Origin of the sequence: Streptomyces sp. MH60 (assembly GCF_002939385.1) — a bacterium.
Lineage (GTDB): Bacteria > Actinomycetota > Actinomycetes > Streptomycetales > Streptomycetaceae > Streptomyces.
Map to the genome: position 1 here is coordinate 1 of NZ_MULI01000145.1, position 7,198 is coordinate 7,198.

Sequence of the window (7,198 nt, forward strand, 5' to 3'; positions counted from 1 at the left end):
CCCACGACCCGGCCTTGTTCTCCCCCCGGGAGCGGTGCCCCCCGGGGCCCGCCCCGCCGCCCCCCCCCCCCCCCGCCCCCCGCCCCGGCGCCCCGGCGCCCCCGCCCCGCCCCCCCCCCCCGCCGCTGCCACGGCCACCGCCAGCACCGCCCACCGGTCGTGCCCGGCGGACCAGCGCGCGTCGTCGGCCTGGACGAACAGCGCCCAGTCCTCCGGCGCGAGCAGGGGCACGAGGACGGCCGCGAGCAGCAGGGCCGCCGCGACGAACGGCCCCGGCCGCGCCTCGTCCGTCAGCCGTACGGCCAGGGCCGCGGCCGCGAGGGCCAGGGCGCCCACCGCCAGCGCCTCCAGGGTGACCCCGCCGGCCGGGGGCCGGGACGCCGAGGGGGTCAGGAGCAGTACGGCCGCCCACCACAGCGCGGCGAACGGCGCGACCAGCGCCACCCGCAGCGCCTGCCGGACGAGCCTCCGGGTCGGCACCGGCGCGGTGAGGTGGCGGGCGGGGTCGTCCAGCAGGAAGGCCAGGCCGAGCGCACCGATCAGGGCGCTGCCGCGCAGCAGCATCAGCGTCTGCCAGGGCGCCGGTTCGGCGCCGGTCGCGAGGGGGATGGCGGCGACCAGCAGGCCCAGCGCTCCCGCCGCCGCCAGTGCCCGCCACGGGAGCGTGCGCCACAGCGGGCCGACCAGGTCCACCGGCACCGCCGCTCGGGCCGCCGTCACTCCTCGCACGAGTCGGCCTTCCCCGGCCCGGCCACACCGAGCAGGTCGGCGACCCGGGCGGTCGTGACGCCCGGGGCGGTCAGTTCGGCCCAGTGCTCCTTCACCCGTGCTCCGACACCGGCGGGCGGGTTCTCCAGCAGGCGGCGTACGACGTCGGTCTGGCCCTCCGTCATGGACAGCGGATTGGTGGGCGACAGGACGATCGCGGAGCCCGTCACGCTGTCGTCGAGGCGGACCCGGCGCAGCGCGTTCATCGGGTCGTCCTGCCAGCTCAAGGAGAGCCACATGACGGTGACCATCCGCCCGTCGCACAGCTCGCTCCCGGCCGCCTCCGTGCCGGCGACGAGGACGGCGGCGACGGCGCTGGAGAACTCGGGAACCCGGTTGCCGCCCCAGGCGGTGCCGACGGTGACCCGGTGCGGTTCGGTCGACGCGGGGATCGCGGTGTCGGTCCCCGGACCGTAGCGGGCGTCGATCCGCTGCCGTACGACGAGGGGCCGGTCGTGCGCGGAGCCGCCGGCCACGGCCTGGACCCGGTCCACGACCCCGGCCCAGGTGCCGGTGCGCGGCGCCCACTCGGGGAGGGCGCAGTACCGGGACCGGCCGTGCTCGGCGCAGGTCAGGTCCGGGTGCGCCGAGGCGCGCTCGCGGGCCGCGGTCAGCTCCGGCGACGGCGTCACGCCGCGGGCCTGGAGCACCCCGCCGGTGACCGCCGCCGCGAGGCTCAGGACGAGTCCCGTACGGACGGCCGCGGTGCGCCCGCCGGCGGCGGCCAGTGCCAGGAAGGCGAGGCACAGGGCCACGCCCGCGAGGTACAGGGCGTGCCAGGCGGCGGGGCGTCCGAGGAGGTCGGAGGGCAGGGCGTCGGGACCGGTCTCGGCGACCACCGGTGCCAGCCAGGACAGCCCGCTCACCTCGCTCGACGAGGTCCCGAGGACGAACACGAACAGCAGCACGACCACCAGCAGCGGCGCGGCGAAGGCCGACATGGTCAGCCGGCCGAGCAGCACCCCGAGCGCCCCGAACGCCAGCACCGTCAGCGGCCCCACCGCCAGTTCGGCCGGCGAACCGTGCCCGATCGCACCCGGCTTGAGCGCCTCCCAGCCGAACTGACCGGCCACGCACACGGCGGTGAGCAGGGCGGCCGGTACGACGGACAGCGCGTGGGCGGCCGTACGCCGCCAGGGCCGCAGGACCAGGACCGAGAAGTGGTGCTCGGTGCCGTGGCGTTCGGAGCGCACGACCGCGCGGGCGGCGCCCAGCAGGACGGCGAGGCCGACGAGCATCGGCGTGGACTGGGTGGCCTGGTCGGCCTCCTGGAGGGCGGGGTAGCCGTCCCAGGACTCCCGCGTGCGCCAGACGATCCAGGCGACGTACGCCACGAAGGCGATGACGACGGGAACGCTCAGCAGCAGCCTGCGTGCCTCGAACCGGGCGAGGGCGAGCACGGCCCGCGCTCCCCGGTCCTGGAGCGGCGCCCGCACGGGCGCGGACTCCTCGGTCAGTACGGTGCTCACGCGGCCGCCTCCTCGCCGGTCGTACCGGTCGTGCCGGCGTCGTCGAGGACGAGCAGGTAGCCGTCCTCCAGGGTGGGTTCGGCCGGTTCCGCTCCGGGGGGCGGGTCGCCCACGTTCCGGAAGGAGCCCGTCCCGGTGCGCCACCCGGCCTTCGCGCCGGGGTCCTTCTCCGCGCTGTTCCACACCCGCCCGGCGGCCCGCGCGGTCAGCTCGGCCGGGGTCCCCTCGAACCGCACCGTCCCGGCCGCCATGACGATCACGCGGTGGCAGAGCATCGCCACGTCCTCGGTCTGGTGGGTGGACAGCAGCACGGTCCGCCCCTCCCCGGCCCCGGCGATCAGCTCCCGGAACCGCATCCGCTGCTCGGGGTCGAGACCGACGGTCGGCTCGTCCAGCACCAGGAATCCCGGGTCGCCCACCAGCGCGGCGGCGAGCGCGACCCGCTGCCGCATGCCGCCGGACAGCTTCTTGATCCGGCGTCCGCGCACGTCCCCGAGGTCGACCTCCTCCAGTACGCGCCGCACCTCGCGGTGGCGTTCCCGGCGGTCCGTCAGCTCCTTCAGGATCGCCACGTAGTCGACGAACTCGAAGGCGGTGAAGTCCGGGTGGAAGCCGGGCGTCTGCGGCAGGTAGCCGAGCCGCCGCCGCACCTCCTGCCGGCCGCGCGAGGTCCCGGGGTCGTGCCCGAGCACGGTGAAGGCGCCCCGGTCGGCGGGCACGGCGGTGGCGAGCACGCGCAGCAGCGTGGTCTTCCCGGCGCCGTTGGGCCCGAGCAGCCCGGTGACGCCCGGGGTCAGCCGCAGCGACACGTCGTCGAGGGCGTGGGTGCGCCCGTAGTGCAGGCGCAGCCCGGAGGCGGAAACGGTGGGGGTCATACGGCACTCCCGTACGTGAAAGTGATCAGGAAGAAGAGGGAGAGGACAGAGGGGAGAAAGGAGAGGAGGGGGAGGAGCGGGCGCCGCTCACGCGAGGCCGCGGCCCGAGACGTCGAACCGGTCGCGGAGCAGGAACAGCAGCCCCGCGCCCAGCGCCGCCACCAGCCCGGACACGCCCTGCCCGGCCGCCGTGAACGGCGCCAGCGGACCGTCCGCGGACGCGCGCGCCGCGTCGGCGGCCAGCAGCACGGCCGCCCAGGCACCCGCGAGCAGGGACGGCGCGAGGACCGGACCCAGCCGGGGTGCCAGCGCGAGCCCCGTCGCGGTCAGGGCGAGCCCGGGCAGCAGCCAGGCCAGGGCGGCCGGCCCGAACCCGGGCAGCGCGAGACTGGCCAGGCCGCCCACCCCGAGCGCCACCACGAGCACGGCGACCGTACGGATCATCAGCAGCCGGAAGCCGTGCATCGGCGAGACGACGGCCATCTCGTACGTGGGGTCGAGCACGGGCCCGTAGGCGAGCGCCACCGAGGCCAGCGGCAGCAGGGGGGCGAAGGCCAGGAACAGGGTGGGCCGGCCGGCCGCACCGGCCGCGAGGGCCACCGGGAAGGTCGTGAGCAGTACGGCGGCGAGCGCGCCGAACCAGGACCGGCGCAGTACGGGGGTGGCCGCGAGCAGCCGCGCCGTGGCGTCGCCCGCCCCGCACCGCGTCAGCAGCCGTTCCAGCCGGCCCGGCCGGGGCGCGTCCAGCTCGGCGTCCAGCCGTTCCCAGCCCGCGTCCAGCGCGGCGGCGTCGCTCACCTCGGCGAGGACGCCCCGGCAGGCGGCGCAGGCGGTCAGGTGGGTGTCGGCGGACCAGAGCAGGGGGGCGGCCAGTTCCCCGCGTGCGTAGGCCCGCAGGTCGTCCTCGTCCACGTGCCAGGCGTCCCCGCCCCGGCGGCCGCTGTCCTCGTTCCTCATGCCAGCGCCTCCCGCAGCTGCCGGCGGGCCCGCATCGCCCGCGTCTTGACCGTGCCCGGCGGGATGCCGAGCAGGACGGCCGCCTCACGGGTGGTCAGCCCGTCGACGACGGTGGCCTGGAGCACCGCGCGCAGCTCCGGCGAGAGCCTGACCAGCGCGCCGGCCAGGTCCCCGTGCTCGACCCCGGCGAGGACGCGCTCCTCCGCCGAGACCTCGTCCCGGTGCCGCAGCCGCGCCAGCGCCTGCCGCAGCCGTCCGCGCGCGCCGTCGCCGCGCAGCACGTCGATCAGCCGCCGCGACCCGATCCGCCACAGCCACCCGGCCACGTCCCCCTCCTCCCGGTAGCGGGCGCTGCCGCGCCACACCGCGAGGAAGGTCTCCTGCACGACGTCGTCGACCACGGCGGGGTCGGCGCAGCGCCCGCGCATGCGGGCGGTCAGCCAGGGCGCGTACCGGCGGTACAGCTCCTCGAAGGCCCGGCGGTCGGCATCGGCCGCGACGGCCCGCAGCAGCTCCCCGTCGCTTCTCGTTTCGCTCACGTCTCCTCATCGCACGAGCCCGGCCGATCGGTTCACACGATCTCAGAGGAGTGCCGCCGCCTTCCCGTCCCCTTTCCCGGTTTCCCGGCGACCTTTCGGAGGCCCGCCGCTATCCCGCACGTCATGTCCCCGTAACCATCGATTCAGACAGCCTTGCGAGGCTCGCCGAATGAAGCCGACCGAGCCGCTCCCTTCCGGGCCCTCCGGGCCCTCCGACGCGCCTGACTCGCGCGCGGCGCGGAAGAATGGGTTCATGAGGCAGCCGAACACCCAGGCAGAGGTCCAGCACACGCAGCCCTCCGTGGGCTCCATCGCGGCGCACCGCCCGGACACCGTGGCCGCCACGGTCTCCGGTCTGGAGCCGGACATCGACGCCGACCTCGACGCGTACGAGGAGTCGGAGGAGTCCCAGGACGGCGGTGCCCGCCTCCCGCAGGGCCGGTTCCTGGACCGCGAGCGCAGCTGGCTCGCGTTCAACGAACGCGTGCTCGAACTCGCCGAGGACCCGAACACGCCCCTCCTGGAGCGGGCCAACTTCCTCGCGATCTTCGCCAGCAACCTGGACGAGTTCTTCATGGTCCGCGTCGCCGGCCTCAAGCGCCGCATCGCGACCGGCGTCGCCACCCGCTCCGCCTCCGGCCTCCAGCCCCGCGAGGTCCTGGACATGATCTGGGCCCGCTCCCGCGAGCTGATGGCCCGGCACGCCGCCTGCTTCCACGAGGACGTCGCCCCGGCGCTCGCCGAGGAGGGCATCCACCTGGTCCGCTGGAACGAGCTGGCCGAGAAGGAGCAGGCCCGCCTGTTCACCCTCTTCCGGCACCGGATCTTCCCGGTCCTCACCCCCCTCGCGGTCGACCCGGCCCACCCCTTCCCGTACATCTCGGGCCTCTCCCTCAACCTCGCGGTCGTCGTCCGCAACCCCGTCACGGGCCACCGCCACTTCGCCCGCGTCAAGGTCCCGCCGCTGCTCTCCCGCTTCCTGGAGGCCTCCCCGGGCCGTTACGTCCCCGTCGAGGACGTCATCGCCGCCCACCTGGAGGAGCTGTTCCCGGGCATGGAGGTGCTGGAGCACCACACCTTCCGCCTCACCCGCAACGAGGACCTGGAGGTGGAGGAGGACGACGCGGAGAACCTGCTCCAGGCCCTGGAGAAGGAGCTGATGCGGCGGCGCCTGGGCCCGCCGGTGCGCCTGGAGGTCGAGGAGTCGGTCGACCGCGAGGTCCTGGACCTCCTCGTGCGCGAGCTGAAGATCGGCGAGGCGGAGGTCTACCCGCTCCCCGGCCCGCTGGACCTCACCGGCCTCTTCCGCATCCACAGCCTGGACCGGCCCGAGCTGAAGTACCCGAAGTTCGTCGCCGGCACCCACCGCGACCTGGCCGAGGTCGAGTCGGCGTCCGCGCCGGACATCTTCGCCGCCCTGCGCACCAAGGACGTCCTGCTGCACCACCCGTACGACTCCTTCTCCACCTCCGTGCAGGCGTTCCTGGAGCAGGCCGCCACCGACCCCGACGTCCTGGCGATCAAGCAGACGCTGTACCGGACGTCCGGCGACTCCCCCATAGTCGACGCCCTCATCGAGGCGGCCGAGTCCGGCAAGCAGGTCCTCGTCCTGGTCGAGATCAAGGCCCGCTTCGACGAGTCCGCCAACATCAAGTGGGCCCGCAAGCTGGAGGAGGCCGGCTGCCACGTCGTCTACGGCCTGGTGGGCCTGAAGACCCACTGCAAGCTCTCCCTGGTCGTACGGCAGGAGGGCGAGACGCTGCGCCGCTACAGCCACGTCGGCACCGGCAACTACCACCCGAAGACCGCCCGCCTCTACGAGGACCTGGGCCTGCTCACCTCGGACCCGCAGGTCGGCGCGGACCTCTCCGACCTGTTCAACCGCCTCTCCGGCTACTCCCGGCGCGAGACCTACCGCCGGCTGCTCGTCGCGCCCAAGTCGCTGCGCGACGGCCTCGTCTCCCGGATCCACAAGGAGATCCAGCACCACCGGGCCGGCCGTCCCGCCCACGTCCGCATCAAGGTCAACTCGATGGTCGACGAGGCGGTGATCGACGCCTGCTACCGGGCGTCCCAGGCCGGAGTGCCGGTCGACGTGTGGGTGCGCGGCATCTGCGCGCTGCGCCCGGGGGTGCCGGGCCTGTCGGAGAACATCCGGGTCCGCTCCGTCCTCGGCCGCTTCCTGGAGCACTCGCGGGTCTTCGCCTTCGGCAACGGCGGGGAGCCCGAGGTGTGGCTCGGCAGCGCCGACATGATGCACCGCAACCTCGACCGCCGGATAGAGGCCCTGGTCCGGGTCACCGACCCGGCCCACCGGGCGGCCCTGAACCGGCTCCTCGACAACGGCATGTCCGACACCACCGCCTCCTGGCACCTCGGCGCGGACGGCGAGTGGACCCGGCACGCGACCGACGCGGACGGCCAGCCCCTGCGCAACGTCCAGGAGATGCTCATAGACGCCCGGAGGCGCCGGCGTGGCACAGCGACACCTTGACCCGACACAACCCACGGCGACCGCCCCGCCGCCGCCACCCGCGACCGCGGCCGCGCGCGGGGAGGCCGGTGCGGCTCCGCAGCCCGGCGCGGGCAC

At 75.1% G+C, this 7,198-nt stretch carries 6 protein-coding genes; 1 reads left to right on the top strand and 5 read right to left on the bottom strand.

Annotated elements, in window-relative coordinates:
• From BZZ08_RS37755 to BZZ08_RS37775, 5 genes are all read right to left on the bottom strand, one after another.
• On the bottom strand, positions 1-729 hold a 729-nt coding region (locus BZZ08_RS37755; protein WP_241965664.1), incomplete at its 3' end, for a hypothetical protein.
• On the bottom strand, positions 717-2,237 hold the full coding sequence (locus BZZ08_RS37760) for an ABC transporter permease (protein WP_104636650.1): 1,521 nt from the start codon (positions 2,235-2,237) through the stop codon (positions 717-719). The genes BZZ08_RS37755 and BZZ08_RS37760, both read right to left, overlap by 13 nt.
• The gene (locus tag BZZ08_RS37765; RefSeq protein ID WP_104636651.1) at positions 2,234-3,112 is read right to left on the bottom strand and encodes an ABC transporter ATP-binding protein; all 879 of its coding nucleotides are present in this window, start codon (positions 3,110-3,112) and stop codon (positions 2,234-2,236) included. Before BZZ08_RS37765 ends, BZZ08_RS37760 begins: the two co-directional genes overlap by 4 nt.
• Before the next feature lie 87 nt (positions 3,113-3,199).
• Entirely contained in the window at positions 3,200-4,069 is an 870-nt protein-coding gene (locus BZZ08_RS37770) for a hypothetical protein (protein ID WP_104636652.1), read from the bottom strand.
• On the bottom strand, positions 4,066-4,608 hold the full coding sequence (locus BZZ08_RS37775) for an RNA polymerase sigma factor (protein ID WP_104636653.1): 543 nt from the start codon (positions 4,606-4,608) through the stop codon (positions 4,066-4,068). Before BZZ08_RS37775 ends, BZZ08_RS37770 begins: the two co-directional genes overlap by 4 nt.
• Before the next feature lie 253 nt (positions 4,609-4,861).
• Between BZZ08_RS37775 and BZZ08_RS37780 the strand changes: the two genes are divergently transcribed.
• Complete coding sequence (locus BZZ08_RS37780) at positions 4,862-7,102, top strand: RNA degradosome polyphosphate kinase (protein WP_198601937.1); 2,241 nt, start codon at positions 4,862-4,864, stop codon at positions 7,100-7,102.
• Positions 7,103-7,198: the final 96 nt, after the last annotated feature.